This is a genomic window from Chryseobacterium sp. TB1-D10 (assembly GCF_059803555.1).
In genome coordinates, this window is record NZ_JAPFHB010000002.1 from 369578 (window position 1) to 390564 (window position 20987).

Here is a 20987-nt window from a genome sequence, read left to right on the forward strand (position 1 = left end):
CATTATTTAATTTCTGTTTTTAATGACAACATAGCCTTCCATGATTCTTCCGTCTGATAATTTGATCTGATACCAATAGCTGTCGGTTGGTAACTTTCGACCATTTGATTCTCCGTTCCATTCGAAGGGTAGTCCTTTTGTGATTTGATTTACGACCATTATTCCGTTTTTATCCATTATTTTGATTTCGGAATTGGGATAATTTTCTATGCCTGATATTTTCCATGTATCATTGATTCCATCACCATTTGGAGAGAAAAGATTGCTTAAAGAAAATATGGTGAAAGATTTTGAACCGAGATCACATCCTAGATTAGTTTTTACAAAAACAGTATAATTTCCGTTGCTCAAATTTTCGAACTTGTTGGAACTTTGCCAATTGATTTGATCCAAAGAGTAAAGATAATCGCCGGTAAATGACATTATGATTATTGCATTATTATTGGTTATCAGAATATTTTGAATGGATGCCAGTTTGGCTTTTTTCACAACTACACTAGCTGTATTATCACACCCGAATTGATTGGTCACTTTTACAGTGTAAGTTTGTTCTTTATCAGCAATGATTTTCTGAGATTTTTCCCCAGTATTCCAATCGTAAGAATAGCCGAAGCCAGCACCAGCGTCTAATTCTACACCAAGATTATCACAAAACTCTTCTTCTTTCCGGAGGTTGATTTCTGGTTTAGGATCCAGTGTCAGACTCAATTTTACATCCTGATAACATCCGAGAGAAGAAATGATTCTCACATCGAAAATATTAGATCCGATATTAAGATTTACAGTTCCGCTTACAACTTGATTGGAACTATTTCTAAATTCGAAAGTATAATCTTGCGGATTTGTGATGAATTCTTTTTTATAATCATCAAGATTGATGGTTTTAAAGTTTGCTGTTGTATCGTTACAGAAAGCTGGTGGAGAATAATCATTAGCCGAAAGATAATTTGTAACAACATTTACCAGAATTGCCAGCTTTTGAGTGCTTTCACAGCTATTTATAGTTTGAGAAGCGTGATAAGTTGTTCCATTTACCAATGGTGTTGTATCTGGAATAGGATTTCCAAAACTATTATACCATTTGATGCCGGTTCCCGTAATAGTAATATTTTTCAAAGTAGGATTGGAAGCTGAACAAAAATCCTGAGTTGTCTTTCCTGTAGGTGGGCTAGGATCTGATAGTGTAACCAGTATTTCTTTCTTTGCACTTTCGCAACCGCTTGAATTTTGAGTGACGTAATATTTTGTGTTATCAATTAATGGAGTAGAAGTACTTATGATGTTTCCGCTTGCATCATACCATTTTGGATTGATCGCAGTTACAAGGATGTCAGATATTGTTTTATTATCGATTTTACAAAAAGGTTGTGTTGAATTTCCTGTAGGTAAGGGTTGTTGTGTAATTTCTACTTGTTGAGTTTGGGTTGCAATATTTCCATTACCGTCATCATAATTCCAATTGATTGTGTAATTCCCCGGGAGAGAATAGGATAGAGGATCTGTGGTTGTTGCAGTTATTTTTCCTTTGCAATTGTCTGTTGCGGTTGGGATTGTAGTTATTACTGTTTTGCAGTCGCCTGTGATTTTTGGCAGAGTTGCAATGTCGGCTGTTGGTTTGATATTGTCACCTATAACTATAGTTATGGAGGTGGAAGTATTGCAACCAGCTGTTCCAGTGATTGCACAATTATAGATTCCCGCTGCTGCTAAAGATGCATTTGGGATCTTAGGGTTTTGAAGGTTGGATTTAAATCCATTGGGGCCCGTCCAGTCATATGTAGCTCCGCCATTCGCACCAAGTTGAATTTCTTTTCCCACACAAATCGGAGAATTAGAACTTAGTTGTGCAAATGATGAACAGTCTTGGAATTTGGCGATGTACATATCATTACTTGGATGTCCACCAGTTTGTTGAAAAGCACCAGGAGTAGAAATACCTGTTGTATTGTTACTTGACATCCCATAAAAATATAAATTACCTTCGTCATCTTGCGTCGTTTGTGCTAGTTGTGTTGCGCCATTACCTACGTAAAAAGTTCCCCATACTTTGTTTAGATTTGAATCATACTTGATGTAAAAAGCATTAAGCAGATTCGTGGGATTTTCCAAATAAGCACCTGAAGTTGTAATTTGAGAAGCCAGGCTGGCATTCTGAAGTAACCCAGTTACAAACAAATTTCCACTATGATCTATGAATGTCCAGTTTTGTAAAGTATCATAAAGACGAAAAGATTTTTGACTTAAGATTGAATTAGTATTAGTATCAATAATATAGAATATGCCACTTTCCAGAGAGTTTAAACTTTTCTCACCACCTAAATAAACTTTATCTCCAATTCTTCTGGCATATTGAAAGTAATCAAAAGTTGGTTCGCCAAGATATGTTGAATATAAAAGGGTTCCAGTATCAGAAAACTTGAAATATAATCCGTCAGTTTCTGTTGTATTATTTTCACTTTTTATTGGGTTGATCATAGGAATATTAGATGCTCTCGTATTTCCTAATATTTCTATATAATTATTTTCGGTATTTATTATTTGTTCCAAGCTTGTAGCATGATTTCCACTGAAATATGTAGACCAGCTAAGATTTCCATTAATATCAAATTGTGTTATAAATCCAGTTTGAAATCCAGCAACATCCGGATTTTCTTGAAAAGCGCCTGGTGTGGACAATCCACTTTTTATAGTAGTTGTTCCTACTAAATAGACTTTATTATTACTAACAGCAACATCAGAAACTAGAAGATTATCACCGGAATATCCTAAGAAAAAATAGCCGGGGATATCATCAATAAATCTCTTTTCGAATTCCAAAGATCCATCAGGTTTTAGTTTTAATAATACTATTTTTGGAAAAAAATAAAACCAGTTATTGGGATAAGCAGGATTAGGAATATCAGTTGTTACACCAAAATAAACATTATTACTGTTATCAAAATCCACAGATCCAATATTATCATCATACTTATTTCCGTAATAAGTTCCCCATAGTTTTTGATTGCCATCTTTAGTTATTTTGGTAATAAAAGAATCGTAACCTCCTTTGATATTATTTTGGAAAGCCCCAACTGTTGCAATATTATTTTTGCTGTCGGTTTCTCCATAGACATACACATCGTTATTTGAATCTGTTTTTACAATTCCATAATCTTCCCCAGTACCACCAAAATAACTCCCCCAAATCCTTGTAGGAGTAGGATCTATTACAATCGTTTTATCAGAATTATTGATGGAAGATTCAAAACCGAAAGTCTGATTTCCAAGATCTTTATAATTAACAACAATACTTTGTTTTCTGTCATTCTCTATCCAAGAATTGGGAATGTTTTCCTGCATTTCACCAAATCTAAGATTCATAGAAAGATTACCATGTTTCAGTTTTGTTTTTGCCCCTTCAAATCTCATTTTGATATCGGACATTTTTCCGCCGGGATGGACTAGGAAATTGTATTCTATAGGTTTTGTAGAATCTTCGGGTTTGAAGAAAACCAGATCTATATTTTTATAAAGATTTTTGTAGGTAACTTTTTTATAATGGTGAACGAAGCTGACGCCTTCTTTTTTATCTGGAAGATTATAATAATTTTCATAATCCTGAGATTTTTCTTCTGCAACTATTTCAGGATTTGATTTGGAATCTACGAAATCAATATCAATTCTATGATATTTGAATTTAGTTTCACTTTTTAGAAATCTTCTATTCAAAGGCTTTTTCAAGCTTTCTTTTTCAGCTTTTCTTTTTTGACCTTTTCTTTCTATATCATAAACATCATAAGAAAAACCATTTTGTTTAATTTGAACATTCAATCCTGGTGAATTAAGTAGGTATTTTACTTCCGGATATGATTTTCCGTTTTGATCCACAATTTGACCTTTGTTTTCGTAAAAAGAAAAATCTTGATTTTTCTTTTGAGCAAAAAAACTAATAAATATTAAGATAAAAATTAAAGAATAAATGTTTCTCATCGTGCGGTTATAAAGTTTCCGCAAAGATAATATTTATTCTAAAAGAATTCTAAGATTTCCACCACTCTGTAAAACTCTGTAAATCATCATCCAAAATCAGTTTTGAACCAATAATTGGTGTCGAAATTTTAAATTTTTTGCCTTGGCTGTTTTCAAAGACTTTTTGCAAAGGTTCATTCCAGGCGTGTTGTGCCAACGCAAATTTTCCGGAATGTACAGGCAAAATATTTTTCACATTGAGATCTTCTGCAACCTGTATGAATTCTTCCGGCAAAGTATGAATATACCGCCATTTTTCATTGTATTGACCATTCTCAAGAATTGCCCAATCAAACGGACCAAACTTCTCCCCGATTTCTTTAAAATGAAAATCATAACCACTGTCGCCACCAAGAAAGATTTTTTTACTTGGTGTTTCCAAAACAAAGGATGACCAAAGCGTATTATTCCTCTTGAATCTTCGGCCGGAAAAATGCCGCGCTGGAGTAGAAGTGATCCTAAATCCGTTTGATATAATTTCGTCTTCATACCAATCTAATTCGACGATTTTTTCTTCATCAAAACCCCATTTTTCAAAATGAGAACCAACGCCTAGTCCACAAATGACTTTGTCAATTTTAGGATTAAGATTTTTAACGGTTTTATAATCCAAATGATCATAATGATCGTGCGAAATAATCAAAAAATCGATTTCAGGAAAATCTTCAACGGAATAAATATCCGTTCCGGCAAATGCTTTAGTCGTTCCCGGAATTGGCGAAGCATTTCCACTGAAAACCGGATCCACTAAAAACCGTTTTCCATCAATCTGAAAATAATAAGACGAATGTCCCATCCAAACCAGAAAATTATCAGTAATCGGTTGGTTTTTAAGATCTATTTTTTCTGTGGGCAAAAGATTCTTAGGTTTTTTATTTTCTGTTTTATCTGTAATGAATTCCCACAAGACTTTTCGCATTGTAAAACCTTCTGCCAACGAAGGCGTATAGCTGAGATTCTGAAAAACACCATCTTTGTAATTCGGAGATTGCTTCATCCGAACTAATCTTTTTCCGGAAAATTCCCCACCGAAAACCGGAAGGTTGTAAAGATAAATAGCTAAAATAATTAGCAGAATCAAAAAAATAAGAATCATAATTTAGTCGGTCTTTTTTACAATTAATACCCAATCATTGTCAAGGATTTTATAGCCCTGATCATAAACGAAAAAGTATTGCGAGCCGTTTTTGTAAGTCACAATTTGTGTGATGTGATCGAAATCAAAACCGGCGTTCTGTAGTTTAAGACGATTGATTTTTGTTTTTCCTTCAAAATTATATTCAGAAAGAATGCGGTAATTTTTGCGGAGCCTGTTGTTTACATTCCGCATATAGTTGGTTGAGTTCTTGTTTTGTTTATTGTTGAAAGCATTTCGGCAGGCATCGGAACAGAATTTTTTGTCAGATCTTCCGACGATTTTGTCGCCGCATTCCGGGCAGGTTTGTGTTTCCATTTGTGTTTTATATTAAACTAATTTATTAAAACTTAATATTTTTTCATCAATTTTATTTTACTTTTTTCTTAATCAATTTTCCCTTTTCATTACTCATATCCTTCATATAATAATAAATTTTGTGATTCTCACTCGAAATCATTTTTTGTAAATCTTTATCATTAATTCTGTCACAATCAGTCGGAACTAAGAATGGGTCTATGATTTTTTTCCAATTACCATGGATGATAGAATAAGTTGTCATTGAGTAAGTGCAACCATTCATTGGCGCCTGGTAAATTGATATTTCATCTTTTTTATCATTATTCAAGTCACCTTCATTAATTAGAATTATTTCACAGCAACCTGCTAGTATGGGTTTTAATTTGTTGTCAGAAAAACGGATTTCATATTCTGCCGGCGTTCCGTCTTCAATTGGATTTCCTTGTTCTTCTTTTGTTTTTACAACAGATGCAATTATATTCTTGCCGTTACCGAGAAAAATGCCTTCGATTTTTTTTCCGATTTTATTAACTGTTGGATTTTGTCCGAAAGTCAAAATACTAAATGTTAGAAAAATAATTATGAATTTCATTATTACAACTTTTTCTTTAATAAATGTTCTTTAAAATTATAAAAACCTTTCCATTTACAAACGATTACAAACGGATATAAATGCTTTTCTACCGATTCGGATTTCCTTTTTGTTGAAAATTTGCACCAAGTAAATCGGGAAAACAGACAACACGACCTGATTTTAAAAGTTTAATTTCAAAAATTTAATGCTATGTCTTTAAGAAACAAAGTGACATTGATTGGTCACACAGGAAAAGAAGTGGAAATTTTCAACTTCGAAAATGGAAACAAAAAAGCAACAGTAAGTCTTGCTACATCAGATTTTTATATCAATGCTGCTGGAGAAAGGGTAGAAGAAACCCAATGGCACAATTTGGTAGCTTTTGGAAAAGTGGTAGATATTCTGGAAAAGTATGTTCCGAAAGGAAAAGAAATTGCCATAGAAGGAAAACTGGCTTATAGATCCTATGATGACAAAGACGGAACAAAACGTTTTATAACGGAAATCAGAATCGAAGAGGTTTTACTTTTAGGATCTAAATAATTAGTATCAACAGTACCTAAGCAAATGAAAGTTTGTTGGGGACTGTTGATTTAAATTGATTTTATGCAGGTTAAAATTTTTCAAATTAGAATCTCTGACAATTTTCAAAAGTCGGATGAAAATTTGGTACGCAATTTTGTTTCCAGATGTCAAATTCTGAGAATAGAAACACAGTTAGTTCGGGAGGAGATCAACTATTGGTCAGTGCTTATATTTTATAATGAAATAAATGATCTTACAAAAGCCAATAATTTGGATAACATTGTTAACAGTAAGTTTACTATCAGGCAGTTTCATAAATATAATCCTAAAGATAATATTGAAATTAACGAGAAACTGAATATCATAGGACAACCTTCTACAGTGGAACTGATGATTTATAATAAGCTCAAGAAATGGCGAGAAGAAAAAGCTAGAAAATCTAATTCACCGGTTTATATTATTCTTCAAAATTCTCATTTGATGTCCATGGCCCGACACTTACCCAGAAATTTAGAAGACTTAGAAAATATAAATGGAGTAGGAAAACCTGAAATTGAAAAATTTGGGAGAGAAATTTTGACAATTTTGGAAAATATCTTAAACGAAAATTTACAATAAAAATAACATTTCCAACAACAGATTTTACAATTTATCTTTTATTTTTGTTAGATGCTAAACGATCAGAAAATTGAAAAATTCCGGCAGATTGTAGAAAATAAGTTTCAAATCTACAATTCACTCTTTATGAGTCTGCCGTATGATAAAATGACAAACATCGGGATGTTGCTCCCTTTCCTTGCCGAAGAAAGTAAGGAAGGTTATCAATTGGGGAAATCACCTGAAGAAATTGTGGAAGAGTTTTTCCAGAAACATACCGAGCTGGAAACAGAGGATCAGAAACTGGAACTTCTCTTCAAAATTATCCAATATATAGAAAGACAGGTTGTGCTTTTTGACAGTATCGAAGATGCAGCTTTCCAACAGCTTCACTCAGAAACTGATTCCGGAACTGTGATGAATATGTATGACAGAGCCAATCAGGATCATCATCTCGCAGATATCAGAAAGAAGATGGACGACTTTGCCATTAAGATTGTTTTCACAGCGCACCCAACCCAGTTTTATCCGAATGCGGTACAAAGAATTATTCACGATTTGCGTGATGCGATTATTAATGATTCTGTAACGCAGATTGATACTTTACTTCAGCAACTTGGGAAAACACCTTTTGTAAACAAGGAAAGACCAACGCCTTTGGATGAAGCTCTGAGTATTATTTATTATTTGAGATATGTTTATTATCAAAGTATTGGTGAGCTTTACAGAAAGATCAAACAGGTTTTCGGAACTTCCAATTATACACCAAGTCCGGATATTATTCAGTTGGGATTTTGGCCAGGTGGAGACCGTGATGGGAATCCTTTTGTAACAGCCGATATTACGATGAAGGTGGCTGAGGAATTGAGAATATCGATTCTGAAAGACTATTACGGACATTTGAAAATCGTTAGAAGAAGATTGAGTTTCCGAGGTGTTTCCGATGTTCTGAGAGATGTAAGCAAAAGGATCTACGATTCCATTTTTCAGGAAGATGTAAGGATTTCTGCTAATGAAATTATTGCTGAACTGAATAAAGCCGAAAAGATACTGAAAGAAGAACATAACGGACTTTTCTTTGATGTTCTGGATGACTTTCGGGATCGCGTGAAGATTTTTGGGACGCATTTTGCGACTTTGGATATTCGTCAGGATAGCAGAGTGCATCAGAATGTAATTGATGATATTTTCAAAAAAATTATTGATGGAAATATTGATTCCAGGACTAATGATGAGAAGATTGATCTCCTGTTAGAATCCGGAATTGTCCTTAATCCTGAGGATTTTGAAGATGAGATGACTTGCGAAACTTTGAAAAGTGTTTATAACATCAAAACGATTCAGGAGAATAATGGCGAACGCGGAATGCACCGCTACATTATTTCCAATTCTGATGAAGTGAAGGATGTAATGAACGTATATGTGATGATGAAGCTTTGCGGTTATGCCGACGAAGATATCAATATCGATATTGTGCCGCTTTTTGAAACGATGGAAGGTCTGGATAAATCTGAAAGTGTGATGAAAACCTTGTACGATCATCCGGTTTACAAGAAACATCTTGCCAGACGAAATAACAAACAAATCATTATGCTTGGTTTCTCCGACGGAACCAAGGATGGAGGATACTTAAAAGCCAACTGGCAAATCTATACCTCGAAAGAGAAGCTGACAAAGATCTCTGAAGAAAACGGGATGAAGGTCGTCTTCTTCGATGGTAGAGGCGGACCACCAGCGAGAGGTGGCGGGAAGACACACGATTTCTACGCATCGCAAGGGAAAACCATTGCAAATAACCAAATTGAGTTGACGATACAAGGGCAGACGATTACGAGTGTGTTTGGTAACAAGGATCAGGCGAAGTTTAACTTTGAACAGCTGCTGACGGCGGGGATCGAGAATGATGTTTTCAAGAGTACGAAGAAGGATCTTAACGAAAAGGAAAGATCGCTGATTTCTGAACTGGCGGATATTAGTTATCAGAAATATTCTGACCTGAAGGCGCACCCAATGTTTGTGCCTTATCTGCAGGAGATGAGTACGCTGGAATATTACGGACGTACGAATATCGGAAGCCGACCAAGCAAACGTGGAGCAGGCGCTGAACTAAAGTTTGAGGATCTGAGAGCGATTCCTTTCGTAGGGTCTTGGGCGCAACTGAAGCAGAATGTTCCGGGATTCTTCGGGTTTGGATTTGCGCTCAAAAAGTTGATGGATGCGGGTCGATTTGAGGAAATTAAGGATCTTTATAAAGGTTCGGATTTCTTTAAAACTCTTGTGCTGAACTCTATGATGAGTATGAATAAGACTTATTTTCCGCTGACTTATTATATGCGAAACAATCCTAAGTTTGGGGAGTTTTGGAATATTCTGTTTGCCGAATTTTCTTTATCCAAAGAAATGATGCTGGAACTTACAGGTTATAAAATCCTGATGCAGGAGGAACCGCTGAACCGTAAATCTGTCAAGATCCGTGAGAAAATTGTGCTCCCGCTTTTGAGCATCCAGCAGTATGCTTTGATTAAGATTCAGAAAGGGGAAGGGAACAGGGAGAGTTATGAGAAACTTGTGATGCGTTCGCTTTTTGGGAATATTAATGCTAGTAGAAACTCCGCTTAGGGAGAAGATTCAAGATAAAAGTAAAAAGAGCCAAGTCGTGATTCTGTTATTACATAAAACCTCTCAAGTGATTGAGAGGTTTTTTTAGTTTAATAAGTGCCTTGTTGAGTTGACATGATGTCTGTTTGGATTTACATGATGCTTTGTTGTGTTGACATGATGCCTTGTTGAATTTACATGATGCCTTGTTGCATTTACATGACGCTTTGTTGAATTATCATGACGCCTTGTTGTATTTGCATGATGCCTTGTTGAGTTGACATGATGCCTTGTTGTGTTTGCGTGATGCTTTGTTGAATTAACATAATGCCTTGTTGAAATTATCATCCCTAGAAACTAATCCTATTCTGGTTGAGATCCCTATGGGATGACAAAGTGTGTGTAATATCACAGCCGGAATAATGTTCCGCTTATTATTTTTGATGTTACTTCTTTCTAGGCAATGGTTTGATGAATTTTAGTTTTGCGAAGGCTTTGTACTCCGGGGAGTTTTTGTCGAGGATTGTGGAGATGTAGGTTTTGGCGAGGTTGAAGGTGTCGACTAGGTTGTTGTCATTGGAGTACATTGTTTTGTTTCGTGCGCTTCTGGCCTGGCTTAGGGGGAAGAAGGTGTCTGCGACCTGCTGGGTGGTCTGCATCATCTGGTCTTTCTCGCCCTGAAGGGTTGCGATCTGATATTCTGTTTCGTTGGGGGCGTAGTCTGGTGTGTTCTGAAGCAGTTCTATCAACTGGGCAAAATTGTTGGTGCGCTGGTCGTAGCTCAACTGGGAAACGGAATGGGTGTTTGGCTCTGTTTGCGGTGGGATGGGTGCTGCAGGTGGGTTTTTTCTGCCGCCTTTTAGTTTTCTTGAGATGGTCATGAAATCTTCCATCTGTGCTTCGGTTACGCCTTTGGTTGTTTTGTAGGCTTTTTGAAGTTTAGTCAGTTTTTTGTTGATGGGAGAGAAGACTGCTTCTCTGGCATTGACTGCGGAGGTGTAGGGTGGCAGTGCCGCATTGATGCTTTCCTGCTGTGTAAATGCTTCTGTGTAAAGGGTCTGAAGTTCTTTCAATTCCAGATCGGGATTGCTTGGTTTGTAGATGGTGCCGAGATCTGTAACGTAGGAATTGAATAGGTTCGCGTTGGCCACGTTCTTTGCGTGACCTGTTTCGGAGGTTGAACTCATTTGTGTTGTTTTTAAATGTTTATTGAAACAAATATAAAATTAATTTTGAATACAAATGAATGTTCGATAAAATATTTTGTGGAAAAAGATATTGGTTGAATGAAATATTGAACCCTCGCCGGGGGCGAGGGTTTTTATATGTAATTATGAAAAAATTTAATTCAATGCTTTTAATTTTTCCATTCATAGTTTGGCCTATTCTGAGCAATATATGTGCTCAAACCACTTGAAGCTAACGCCAAACTTTTCATTGAGTCGGTTGCGGTTTGTCCACAACTATTATAAGAATATTTGTATTTAGCAGAATAAAATTGGACAATTATATAATTGTCTCCAATTTCATAGGCAGAAACTCCTGATTTTTTACCACTGGTACTTGTGTAAGATGTCATATGTATATAGTTTTTGTTTAATTTACATTTTCCAATCATAGCTGGTCTTGTCGCAACCGCATCTGATTCTTTTTTTAACTGTGTCATAGTGTTTGATTGACACTGCCTTATTACATTTTGTTTCTTGACAATAAAATAATTTTTCCATTTCATTAAAGTCGACCCAAAATGCTTTTAAGTCTCCAAGTTTAGGCGAAAATGGATTGTCATGTGAAAGCAAGTTGCCTAAAATATTAGAATTTATTATACTGTCGATAACAGGTATTTTTAATTTTAATTCAGTACTAGCCTTATTTATTTTTGATTTCAATTCGTTAAGTAATTCATCAGGCATTCGCTTTTCATTTACATCATTAAATCTGAAATTAACTTTGACTTCAAGATTTGAACAAATACCTTTCAAAGTATGTTCAAGATATTTTCTAATTGGGTTACCCAAAATATCGACATTCCCTTTTGATAAATTTGATTCAATGATTAACCTTAAATCAGTAGGCTCGTCTTTTAAATGTGTTCCCTCTGTTTCGGTCCATCGAACTTCATTAATCAACCAACTTTTTCTTTTTGCAAGCTGACTGACATATTGGAACCACTCGTGTTCATGAGTAAGTAATATTATTTGATATTTGGAAAATTTTTCAAAAATCAAATCAGCAAATTTTTTTCTATGATTGCTATCAAAACTTGAAATCACATCATCTAAAACTAAAAATTTACTTTCTCTATTAAAAGCTAATACCGAGGCTAAGAAAAAACATAGTCCAAAACAATTCAAATGTGACTCACTAAAGTATTTCTGTGGTGGTGAAACCCAACTACCATTATATTTATATTGAATTGTAATACCATTTAATTCGTCATCATCTCCGATTGTCACGATTTTTAATTCTTGGAATTGTTCTCCAGGATTCATAAATTGATAATACTCATTTATAATTTCCGAAAACGTGTTAATGAAATTTTCTAAACCTTCTTTTTGCTTCTTTACAAATTCATTATAAATAATTTCCATTGAAGACCTTTGGTCCTCAAGAATTTTCTTCTCATTTTCAAATTTTTTAATTCTCAGAAAAGCATCTTTTGCAGATGATATATTTGAATAAATAACAGCATTACTATCTTTTTTTAATGTTTCTTGAATTGTTAATATTTTTGAATTAATAGTTTCAAGAATTGTAAATTCGGTTTCTTTAATTTTTAAAGCTTTTGGTTCTGGAATTTTATTGCCGGATGTTACTTTTTCATTTCCGCTTTTTGAATATTCTACTAATGAATCTACTAATACATTAATAGATTTTTTTATAGCCTCAAATTCCTTTTCATTGAAGTGGCTATCAGAAGTTAAGATGTCAAACCGCTTTATTCTTTCTGTCGAAATTGCAATAATAGATTGTTTTGCTAAATCGAATGTTGCTTTCTTTTTTGAAGATTCTTCAATTTTTTTTAGCCTAATCTTTATTTCCGCTAGTAAGTCTTTTCTTTCTTTTGATTGCAAACATAAAGGGCAGTTATCTTCTTTATGATATTTCTTTTCAATAACATAACTTCCAGCTTTTAACAACTCAGATAAGAAAATCTGCATTATACTCTCAACATCGCCTGAAATTAAGTTAAATTCTTTATGGTATTTTTCATACTCCGAATTTATCATTTCAATCTCACTTTTTAAATTAGTCAGAGTAGTTTTGCAATTTTCGAGAAATCGTAATTTATTAAGGATTTTTGTATTTGCCGGAGCTTTAAGAAGATTTAATATTGAATCAATATCTCTAGTTGAAGTTACAACCTGACTCAGATTTAAGGGTTTAACTATTTCGTTTATTTTTTCAAATAAATTTTTTTCAACGCTAATTGTTGCACCTATTTTTTCAATCTGAATTTGTTTTTGTGTATTGATTTGAGATTCATAATTCTGATTTTTAATCTCTGTTTTAATTGAATTGTAAGTTTTTTTTAAAACTTCTTTTGTCTTATTTACTTCGGCGAAGCCAATTACATCTGAAAGACTTTTTAATTTATCCCCTTTTGTTTTATCAATGAAATCTGTTAAAAATTGATAACGTAGAATGAGATTTTCATTTTTTGTAGTATTAATGTATGAGTCAAAGTGAGGATCTTTATTAGAGAAATCAGAAATTAATTTACCCTTTTTATTGCTTAGTGTTTTATTTGAATTGATAGAAGAATTTGTAAATTCTATTTCGACCGAAGAAACATCGGTTTCTGAAATATTAGAATTTCTCAATGCATCTTTAAGATCAATTTCCAAACCAGCTAAATGCCTAACCTCATTATTGAAAAACCATTCTAAAGAATCTGAAATACTACTCTTACCTGTGCCATTGTCTCCATATATAAGTATAGATTTTTCAGATAATGGAAGTTCGATTTTTTCTTTAATACCTCGAAGTCCTGATATAGATATTTTTTTAATTTTTGTTTCCATTTTTATCTCTTAGTTTTTGAAGTTCATTCTTCAAATTTGTATCAGTTAATTTCCCTTGTTCAAATAGTTTTGCTAAACATTCGGCAATTGATAAGTCAATATTGTCAATTTTAGATATGTTTAAAAAAAAATCTTCTAAAATTTCATTTCCAGATTTTACGTCTTTTTCCATGGTTAATTATTTAAAGTAGTTCCAATCAATTTTAAAATTTATGTTCAATTCACTGCTATGTATTTCAGCACCTGTTTTATTATTACAAATTGGATAAACACCATACTGTTCAACAAAATTGAGGATAAAATAACTTTCAAGATCTTCAATTCTAAAATCCCAATTTGCTTTAAGTATATCAAAGTTTATATATGTGAAAAGCAGCGGTGCTTTTTTTCTATAATTAATTAGTCCAATATTTTTTGATTTTCCATCAAAATGACCAACTAAGCGACTCCTTATATTATTTGTTTTTTTCTCACTCATACCAATATAAAGTAACTTAGATTTATCAAAAGGATATTCAATAAAAGTCTCTTGAGAGAAGATGAAATATAATCCCACAATACCATTAAGAGATTTAATATTAATTGAATCAAAATGTTTTGGTTCATCAAAATATATTGATATTGTCTGCATTATCTATGATTATTAATTTATCATTTACTTAATAGAAAAAAAAACACAATCAATAATTCGAGTATGATAGTTTATTTTTAGTAAATATAAAAATTTAACAACCAAATCCTATTTTTTTTAATTATAATATGTTAAAATCATCATTATTCAATAAATGTGATTTTAATAATGTAAATTTAGGATTATGGTTTAAAAGTACTTTACGGATATCCGTAATGTGGGATAATATTTTATTTGAAGTAGAATAGGCGCTTCGACTCCGCTCAGCGTGACAATGCGAATATTAATGACCTTTGGCTTCGGCTACGATCAGCCAACGGTTTTTAGGAGTTGAAGTTTTGATGAATGTTTAATTAAGGGAATTGTAGTTTTCGGTTTTACTTTTTCTCGAAGTAGTGGGCGATATTATTTCTGTAAATGATGAGGATGCAGCCCAGGATCAAATTGAGAGAGGCGAGGAATAATGCGATTTTGTTGTCGGACTTTGGGAGGTGAGCGTCGTTGGAAAGGCTGTCTTTGAACTCGTAATATAAATAGGAAATGACCGCAGTTACATTGTCTATCACCAGAAAACCGCCGATGATAAAGAGTCCCAGAATGATGATGTTGCGGGTGTTGAAGTTGTGGATATTAATTTCGGTGTTGTCATAGTTCTTGTCCAGCCGGAGCCAGTCTATGATTTTGTCGGGATTCCTGACCAGCAGATAAAAAGTAAGATAGCAAACGGTCAATATGATGATAAGGTAAACGAGTACGCCGGTGGTGGAGTTGGCTTCAAATCCGGAAGTCATAAACTGAAGCTGGGCGGGTAAATAGCCTATCAGTATCTGAACGAGAAAATATATGCCTATCAGTTTGAGTAATACTCTGAAGAAATCCCGTAGTGTCATTGGTTGTTTGTTTTTTCAAATATAACTGATTGGATTTAAATAAACTAGTTTCTGAAAAAAGAAATTAAAGCAGGGTTCGATTCTGCAAAATGGCGATGGATATTCATTAATTACCTTTTGATGGCACAAATTCTGATAAGTAGAGGTTATCAAATTACGAACTATGGCACAAGATTTACAATTGACACACTGCGATGCTTGCGACGAAAAGTATTCTTCAATGATATTAGATTCTAACGATTTTAGCAATTCCCGTATTATAGAAAACACCCATTCTGAGAAGCAATTAAACGATGATATCTTTTCAAATAGACAAGCACTGAGTGATTACGTAGATCAGGATATCTATTTTTATGATCTGTACATCACGTACAATAATTTTCATCAGGATATCCCAACCAGACAAGCCATATGATAGAACGATGAAAATTTCCTTCTCTTTAATTGCTTCTACAAATCAACAAAAAAACCTTGACTGATTGCCAAGGTTTCGTTTATTAAGGGAGTATCTGATTATTTCAGAATCGCTGGTAAAACAAAATCTTTTACAATTCTCTCCGCCTGCGGATGTCCGTAAGGTTTGTTGTAGGCTTTGGAAGTAATGATGATTACGATTGGCAAATCTTTGAAAATGATGAACTCGTTGCCACCATTGCCTGCACAATAATAGGTTTCGTAACTTTTACCTTTGTACTCAACCGATTTGTTCCAGAATAGATAGCTGTAAAATTCATTGTTTCTTCCCAGAATCTGGATCTGATGTGAAAAGGTTTTCTTTACCCAATCTTTAGATAAAATCTGTTTACCGTTCCAAACGCCATTGTTTTTGTACAATTGAGCATATTTTGCATAGTCCAAAGATCTCATTTGAAGACTTCCGGCCGTGTTTGCAACGTTTTGTGGTGTGTATTGCCATTGGTATTTTGTAATTCCTAAAGGTTTAAACAATTTTTCTTCGGCGTATTTTTCCAGACCATCAGGAACTTTTTTATCAAGAATGTCTCCAAGAAGAATGGTGCCTGCTGTGAAATAATCCCACTTTCCACTATTGGTTTTTGAAGGGTCAATCGGAAGATCGAGTGTGAATTTTACCCAATTTTCAGTAGGATACATATTTTCTTCATTGCCCGGCGAATCACTGTTTGCATCGGAACCTTCAAGAGCAGAACTCATTGTCAGAAGATTTTTTATTGTGATCTGATCTTTTTTGATGTTGTAATTCTGAAATGATTTTAAACCATAAAATTGATCTAAAGTTTGATTTTCATCTTTAATATAACCATCCTGAATTGCAATTCCCATCAAAGTAGAAGCAAAAGATTTGCCTGCAGAACGAGGATCGTGAAGCGTGTTTCTATCGGCGCCGTTGAAATATTCTTCCAATAAAAGTTTACCATCCTTTATGACAACTATGCTTGTGATTTCTTTCAGTTTATAGCTTGCAATCTCAGAATTAAGCGCCTCAATTTTCTTTTGATCCAACTTAAAATCAGAGATTTCCCATCCGCTGTCTGATTTTATTGGTTGATTGGCAATCTGGTCAGCACTTAATGTAGGTGTTTTGATGATGAGTTCCAGTTGGCCTTGTGCTATTAAATTTCCAACTTTTGCATCGCTTTTTTCGTCAAGTTTGATGTAAGGTCTGATTTCAATTTTCAGTTTGTGTTTGCCTTCTTTTTCCAAAGCTTTTTCTCCACCGTTGATTTGGAATCTTTCCCAGAGATGCAGCGCCCAGAGGTTTTCGCCTTTTGTACTCGTTAGCGGAATTCTGAAAGTCGTTAAAGTATTTTTAAGTTCATTGGCATTTCCAATCCAGCAATTTGGAGATATGTTTTCTTTGTAAATCAATTGATTATCAATGTAAAAAGTAAATTGGAGATTTCCTTTTTCAAGTAATTGCTCTGCGGATAAATCTGGAGCCACCTGATGGAGATAGTTGGTGATAGAATTTTCCATAAATACTCTGATATTAAGATCAGATTTATAAGCCAATGGAAAAGATTGTAGGAAATCCGATTGTTTGTATTGATCGAGTGGAATGTTACCTTTCATAAAAGTAATTTTTCCAGTATTGGCTTTGTGTAAAGTTGTAGTAACTCCATCAGTTGTCACTAGATCTTTTGTCTGCGAGAAACCCATTAAGCAAAACAAAGTAAGTGAGATGGTGATCAAAATCCTTTTCATAATTAATTCAAATATTTACCGCAAAACTATGACTAAGTTGGGTTGAAAAATAGAACAGGATTAACATTTGGAGAAAATTATCCAAAAAGAATTTTCCTGTATTGAGAAGGCGTAATGCCGTTGATTTCTTTGAAACATCTCGTGAAATGACTCGAATCCGAAAAGCCGCAGTCCAAAGCGATTGTTGTAAAGTCAAGTTTTTTCTGAGAGATGAGTTGTAAAGATTTCTGAACCTTTAATTTTCTGATATATTCTCCCAAACCGGAATTGAAATATTTGGAAAAATCTCTTGACAGGTGAACGGGATGAATATCTAATGTTTTGGATAAATAGTCTAAGCTTAATTGATCCGGGAATTCATCATTTAAAATCAAATTGATTTCCGAAACCCAAGTTGGTTTTTTATTGGTTTCGGTTTTTTGATGTTGAAGCATTTTCCCCAAAGTTTCTAGTAATAAAGTCTGGATAGAAAGCAGAGTAGTATTGTCATCCGTTTTTGTCTCTCTGAAAATTTTGTAAAGTAGAAACTTCAAATCCGGATTTGAAATATTGATGCTTCCTTGTAAATCTGTCGCATCAAAATCCAAATCATCAAACCATTGCTTTTGTATTTCGATATGGAAGCCTCTTGTGAAACCTTCCGGTTTTATGTTGTAATGCGGCTCCTGCCAATTATGAAAAAGTAAATCGCCGGCAGAACAGTTGTAGATCTCTTTTTTATTTCCTTCGATCACATTTCCTTGCAGGATAAATGTGAAATAAGCATTTTCGTGATAATGCCAATCCACTTTGTCAAGCGTATAAACAGTATCGGTCAACGTAATCCCTTCCAGATTGATGGTTTTGTTGGTTTGTCCGTAGAATTCTCCTGTTTGGGATTGCTTCATTTAATGCTGGAAATTAAGATCAAAATTAATCAAAAACCTCGCTCCAAATAAATGAAACGAGGTTTATTTTTAATGAAAGCGGAAACTTAAACTTTTAAGATTTCAGCTTCTTTTAATTTGTAAGATTCATCAGACTTTCTCACGTAAGCATCTGTCAGATCCTGGATGTCTTTTTCAGCACCTTTGATTAGGTCTTCTGCAATGCCTTCCAGTCTTTTCAGTTCTTTGTTACCTTCCTGTCTGGCGTTTCTGATCACGATTTTTGTCTGATCCGTTTCGCTTTTTGCCTGTTTTGCAAGGTCACGTCTTCTTTCTTCCGTCAAAGGCGGAACGTTGATGATAATGACATCGCCATTATTGGAAGGCGCAAACCCAAGATTGGAGTTTACGATCCCTTTTGCGATTGCACCAATTGCCGTTCTGTCCCAAGGCTGGATAGAAAGCGTCATCGCATCTACCACAGAAACGTTGGCAACCTGGCTAAGAGGCGTTGGCGCCCCGTAATATTCTACCATCACGTCCTGAACCATAGCTGTAGAAGCACGTCCTGCTCTGATCTTTTGGAATGCATGATCCAAATGCTTGATTGCAGCATCCATCTCTTGCTTTGCGGAGGCTACAATGAGTTCTAATTCTTCCATTGTATATTTAAAATTTGATAATTGACACTTTTATTTATGGTTGATAAGCGATAAATGATAATTGATCCAAATATGAAATCATTCATCATTTATCAATCATCATTTATACATTTACTAAAGTTCCGATAACTTCACCGTCGATCAGTCTTTCCAGATTACCTTCTTTGTTCATATCAAAAACGATGATCGGTAATTTGTTTTCGTGACTTAATGTGAAAGCGGTCATATCCATTACTTTCAGGTTCTTTTCAAACACTTCGTCGAATGACAAACTGTTGAATTTAACCGCGTCTGCATTTTTTTCTGGATCGCTGTCGTAGATTCCGTCAACTCTTGTTCCTTTCAGAATTACGTCTGCGTCTATTTCGATTGCTCTTAATGTAGCAGCAGTATCCGTTGTAAAATAAGGATTCCCTGTTCCGGCTCCGAAGATCACAACACGTCCCTTTTCAAGATGACGAACGGCTTTTCTTTTGATAAATGGTTCAGCCACTTTGTCCATTTCGATGGCAGATTGTAATCTTGTGATGATTCCTGCATCTTCCAAAGCGCCTTGTAGTGCCATTCCGTTAATCACGGTTGCCAGCATTCCCATGTAATCGCCCTGAACTCTATCCATTCCTTTTGCAGCACCAGCCAATCCTCTGAAAATGTTTCCACCACCGATCACGATTGCTACTTCACAGCCTTTGTCAACTACTTTTTTGATCTCGACTGCATATTCTTTCAGTCTGTTGTTGTCGATTCCGTATTGGCGTTCTCCCATTAGTGCTTCTCCACTAAGTTTCAGAAGGATTCTTTTGTATTTCATTTATTTTTGTAATTGCTTTTTATTTGTCAAAAAAGAACATTTACTATTAATGATTCAAATTAATTCTAATTTTTGACTGTGCAAATATAATGAAAGGAAAAGAATTACGTTAATGAAAAAGATAGTCGTTCAAAAATTTTGATAAGCCTTAAAATAGATTATTTTTGCAAAGCTAAAATACAGTGTTGAAGAAGTTTTACAATCTCTTTTTTATCGTAGTTTCTAGTGTGGTTTTTTCTCAGACGGGAACCACGGTTTACCAGTTCCTGAATATTCCTATTTCTCCAAGACAGGCGGTTTTAGGTGATGCCGTTTCTGTGCGCGATTATGATGTGAATTTTACAGCAGCCAATCCCGCTCTTATGAATCTGGAGATGGATGATATGCTTTCGGTAAACTATGCCTCTTACCTTGCAGATACAAAAATTGGAAGCCTTAGTTACGTGCGTGATCTGGAATTTGGTCATTTGGTTTCCTTCAATGCAAGATATATGGATTACGGATCTATGCCGAGAGTAGACGAAAATGCTATTATTAATGGTGATTTTTCTGCGATGGATGCATCTGTTGGAATTGGCTACGCATACCAGTTCGAAGACAACTGGACAATTGGTGTGAACGGAAATTTCATAACCTCGAAGATTGATACTTACTCTTCTTCAGCGGTTACCGGAACAGCCGGCGTCACTTATTATTTTGATAAAAGCAATGAAACGTTGGCTTTGGTTTTCAGGAATTTTGGTTATCAGATCAAAGCGTATAATGGTGTGAAGGAAAAACTGCCTTTTCGTGTAGATCTTGGTTATACCAAAATTTTGGATGAATTTCCGGCCGCACTTACCATTACAGCGCACGATCTTCAGCAACTAAATATTTCATCAACAACTGACATCAATGGTCAGCCAACTAAATTTGGCAGGAAAATGCTGGATCATCTTTCCTTCGGTGCAGAGTTGTTTCCTGGTCAGGCGTTTAATCTTAGATTTGGTTATAATGTAAAGAGAGGAGGCGAGTTGGCAGTTCTGGATCAAAGAAGTTTTACAGGATTGTCAGCTGGTCTTAGTATTAAGATTTCATCTTTCAGGTTCGATTATTCTCACATGCGTTATCATAACTCTTCTAATGTCAATATGCTTGGTCTTACAATGGATTTGATAGAGTTGGGCGGAAATAGAAGGTAG

General features: G+C 34.6%; 19 protein-coding genes. 5 read left to right on the forward strand and 14 right to left on the reverse strand.

All coding sequences use genetic code 11. From position 1 onward, the window contains the following. Positions 1–6 precede the first annotated feature (6 nt). The 4 genes from OPU68_RS04075 to OPU68_RS04090 are packed head-to-tail and all read right to left on the reverse strand — an operon-like array spanning position 7 to position 6035. Positions 7–3969 (reverse strand): DUF7948 domain-containing protein, encoded by a 3963-nt coding sequence (locus OPU68_RS04075; RefSeq protein WP_498472716.1) that lies wholly within the window; start codon positions 3967–3969, stop codon positions 7–9. Positions 3970–4018: 49 nt separating this feature from the next. Continuing rightward, complete coding sequence (locus OPU68_RS04080; protein ID WP_498472717.1) at positions 4019–5104, reverse strand: MBL fold metallo-hydrolase; 1086 nt, start codon at positions 5102–5104, stop codon at positions 4019–4021. Between the two features lie 3 nt (positions 5105–5107). After that, positions 5108–5461, reverse strand: a complete 354-nt coding sequence (locus OPU68_RS04085) for a hypothetical protein (protein ID WP_498472718.1) — start codon at positions 5459–5461, stop codon at positions 5108–5110. 52 nt (positions 5462–5513) lie between these two features. Further along, complete coding sequence (locus OPU68_RS04090; protein ID WP_498472719.1) at positions 5514–6035, reverse strand: hypothetical protein; 522 nt, start codon at positions 6033–6035, stop codon at positions 5514–5516. Between the two features lie 192 nt (positions 6036–6227). On the opposite strand from OPU68_RS04090, the gene OPU68_RS04095 reads away from it, so the two are divergent. The 3 genes from OPU68_RS04095 to OPU68_RS04105 all read left to right on the forward strand — a co-directional run bounded on the left by OPU68_RS04095 (position 6228) and on the right by OPU68_RS04105 (position 9758). After that, positions 6228–6560, forward strand: coding sequence for a single-stranded DNA-binding protein (locus OPU68_RS04095; RefSeq protein ID WP_498472720.1), 333 nt, complete (start codon positions 6228–6230; stop codon positions 6558–6560). A 63-nt stretch (positions 6561–6623) separates the two neighbouring features. Further along, entirely contained in the window at positions 6624–7160 is a 537-nt protein-coding gene (locus tag OPU68_RS04100; RefSeq protein WP_498472721.1) for an HRDC domain-containing protein, read from the forward strand. 51 nt (positions 7161–7211) lie between these two features. Next, positions 7212–9758 carry a phosphoenolpyruvate carboxylase gene (locus tag OPU68_RS04105; RefSeq protein WP_498472722.1) on the forward strand — a complete coding sequence of 849 codons (2547 nt, stop codon included), beginning with the start codon at positions 7212–7214 and terminating at the stop codon, positions 9756–9758. A 425-nt stretch (positions 9759–10183) separates the two neighbouring features. Here OPU68_RS04105 and OPU68_RS04110 read toward each other — a convergent pair whose 3' ends face one another. From OPU68_RS04110 to OPU68_RS04135, 6 genes are all read right to left on the reverse strand, one after another. Further along, positions 10184–10924, reverse strand: a complete 741-nt coding sequence (locus OPU68_RS04110; RefSeq protein ID WP_498472723.1) for a hypothetical protein — start codon at positions 10922–10924, stop codon at positions 10184–10186. A 170-nt stretch (positions 10925–11094) separates the two neighbouring features. Beyond that, on the reverse strand, positions 11095–11316 hold the full coding sequence (locus OPU68_RS04115) for a hypothetical protein (protein WP_498472724.1): 222 nt from the start codon (positions 11314–11316) through the stop codon (positions 11095–11097). 22 nt (positions 11317–11338) lie between these two features. After that, a complete protein-coding gene (locus tag OPU68_RS04120) occupies positions 11339–13762 on the reverse strand; it encodes an AAA family ATPase (RefSeq protein ID WP_498472725.1) in 2424 nt (807 codons plus the stop codon). Then, positions 13746–13934: a hypothetical protein gene (locus OPU68_RS04125; protein ID WP_498472726.1), complete on the reverse strand. Its 189-nt coding sequence runs from the start codon at positions 13932–13934 to the stop codon at positions 13746–13748. Before OPU68_RS04125 ends, OPU68_RS04120 begins: the two co-directional genes overlap by 17 nt. Positions 13935–13940: 6 nt before the next feature. Next, a complete protein-coding gene (locus OPU68_RS04130; protein ID WP_498472727.1) occupies positions 13941–14393 on the reverse strand; it encodes a hypothetical protein in 453 nt (150 codons plus the stop codon). A 377-nt stretch (positions 14394–14770) separates the two neighbouring features. After that, positions 14771–15283 (reverse strand): hypothetical protein, encoded by a 513-nt coding sequence (locus OPU68_RS04135; protein ID WP_498472728.1) that lies wholly within the window; start codon positions 15281–15283, stop codon positions 14771–14773. Positions 15284–15446: 163 nt separating this feature from the next. Here OPU68_RS04135 and OPU68_RS04140 point away from each other — a divergent pair, with 163 nt between their 5' ends. Beyond that, a complete protein-coding gene (locus OPU68_RS04140; protein ID WP_498472729.1) occupies positions 15447–15698 on the forward strand; it encodes a hypothetical protein in 252 nt (83 codons plus the stop codon). A 98-nt stretch (positions 15699–15796) separates the two neighbouring features. Here the strand turns inward: OPU68_RS04140 and OPU68_RS04145 are convergent, their stop codons facing one another. The 4 genes from OPU68_RS04145 to pyrH all read right to left on the reverse strand — a co-directional run bounded on the left by OPU68_RS04145 (position 15797) and on the right by pyrH (position 19806). After that, on the reverse strand, positions 15797–17467 hold the full coding sequence (locus OPU68_RS04145; protein WP_498472730.1) for a serine hydrolase domain-containing protein: 1671 nt from the start codon (positions 17465–17467) through the stop codon (positions 15797–15799). A 77-nt stretch (positions 17468–17544) separates the two neighbouring features. Continuing rightward, positions 17545–18354: a helix-turn-helix domain-containing protein gene (locus OPU68_RS04150; RefSeq protein ID WP_498472731.1), complete on the reverse strand. Its 810-nt coding sequence runs from the start codon at positions 18352–18354 to the stop codon at positions 17545–17547. Between the two features lie 86 nt (positions 18355–18440). Continuing rightward, on the reverse strand, positions 18441–18995 hold the full coding sequence (frr, locus tag OPU68_RS04155; protein WP_498472732.1) for a ribosome recycling factor: 555 nt from the start codon (positions 18993–18995) through the stop codon (positions 18441–18443). 103 nt (positions 18996–19098) lie between these two features. After that, positions 19099–19806, reverse strand: coding sequence for a UMP kinase (gene pyrH, locus OPU68_RS04160; protein ID WP_498472733.1), 708 nt, complete (start codon positions 19804–19806; stop codon positions 19099–19101). Between the two features lie 185 nt (positions 19807–19991). Here pyrH and porQ point away from each other — a divergent pair, with 185 nt between their 5' ends. Beyond that, positions 19992–20987 carry a type IX secretion system protein PorQ gene (gene porQ, locus OPU68_RS04165; RefSeq protein ID WP_498472734.1) on the forward strand — a complete coding sequence of 332 codons (996 nt, stop codon included), beginning with the start codon at positions 19992–19994 and terminating at the stop codon, positions 20985–20987.

Bases quoted from the DNA above. Each gene is read 5' to 3' on its own strand.
- OPU68_RS04075 (WP_498472716.1), bottom strand. From the start codon at position 3,969: ATGAGAAACATTTATTCTTTAATTTTTATCTTAATATTTATTAGTTTT.
- OPU68_RS04090 (WP_498472719.1), bottom strand. From the start codon at position 6,035: ATGAAATTCATAATTATTTTTCTAACATTTAGTATTTTGACTTTCGGA.
- OPU68_RS04095 (WP_498472720.1), top strand. From the start codon at position 6,228: ATGTCTTTAAGAAACAAAGTGACATTGATTGGTCACACAGGAAAAGAA.
- OPU68_RS04115 (WP_498472724.1), bottom strand. From the start codon at position 11,316: ATGACATCTTACACAAGTACCAGTGGTAAAAAATCAGGAGTTTCTGCC.
- OPU68_RS04125 (WP_498472726.1), bottom strand. From the start codon at position 13,934: ATGGAAAAAGACGTAAAATCTGGAAATGAAATTTTAGAAGATTTTTTT.
- frr (WP_498472732.1), bottom strand. From the start codon at position 18,995: ATGGAAGAATTAGAACTCATTGTAGCCTCCGCAAAGCAAGAGATGGAT.
- pyrH (WP_498472733.1), bottom strand. From the start codon at position 19,806: ATGAAATACAAAAGAATCCTTCTGAAACTTAGTGGAGAAGCACTAATG.
- OPU68_RS04150 (WP_498472731.1), bottom strand. From the start codon at position 18,354: ATGAAGCAATCCCAAACAGGAGAATTCTACGGACAAACCAACAAAACC.
- OPU68_RS04120 (WP_498472725.1), bottom strand. From the start codon at position 13,762: ATGGAAACAAAAATTAAAAAAATATCTATATCAGGACTTCGAGGTATT.
- OPU68_RS04135 (WP_498472728.1), bottom strand. From the start codon at position 15,283: ATGACACTACGGGATTTCTTCAGAGTATTACTCAAACTGATAGGCATA.
- OPU68_RS04085 (WP_498472718.1), bottom strand. From the start codon at position 5,461: ATGGAAACACAAACCTGCCCGGAATGCGGCGACAAAATCGTCGGAAGA.
- OPU68_RS04105 (WP_498472722.1), top strand. From the start codon at position 7,212: ATGCTAAACGATCAGAAAATTGAAAAATTCCGGCAGATTGTAGAAAAT.
- OPU68_RS04080 (WP_498472717.1), bottom strand. From the start codon at position 5,104: ATGATTCTTATTTTTTTGATTCTGCTAATTATTTTAGCTATTTATCTT.
- OPU68_RS04130 (WP_498472727.1), bottom strand. From the start codon at position 14,393: ATGCAGACAATATCAATATATTTTGATGAACCAAAACATTTTGATTCA.
- OPU68_RS04110 (WP_498472723.1), bottom strand. From the start codon at position 10,924: ATGAGTTCAACCTCCGAAACAGGTCACGCAAAGAACGTGGCCAACGCG.
- OPU68_RS04140 (WP_498472729.1), top strand. From the start codon at position 15,447: ATGGCACAAGATTTACAATTGACACACTGCGATGCTTGCGACGAAAAG.
- OPU68_RS04145 (WP_498472730.1), bottom strand. From the start codon at position 17,467: ATGAAAAGGATTTTGATCACCATCTCACTTACTTTGTTTTGCTTAATG.
- OPU68_RS04100 (WP_498472721.1), top strand. From the start codon at position 6,624: ATGCAGGTTAAAATTTTTCAAATTAGAATCTCTGACAATTTTCAAAAG.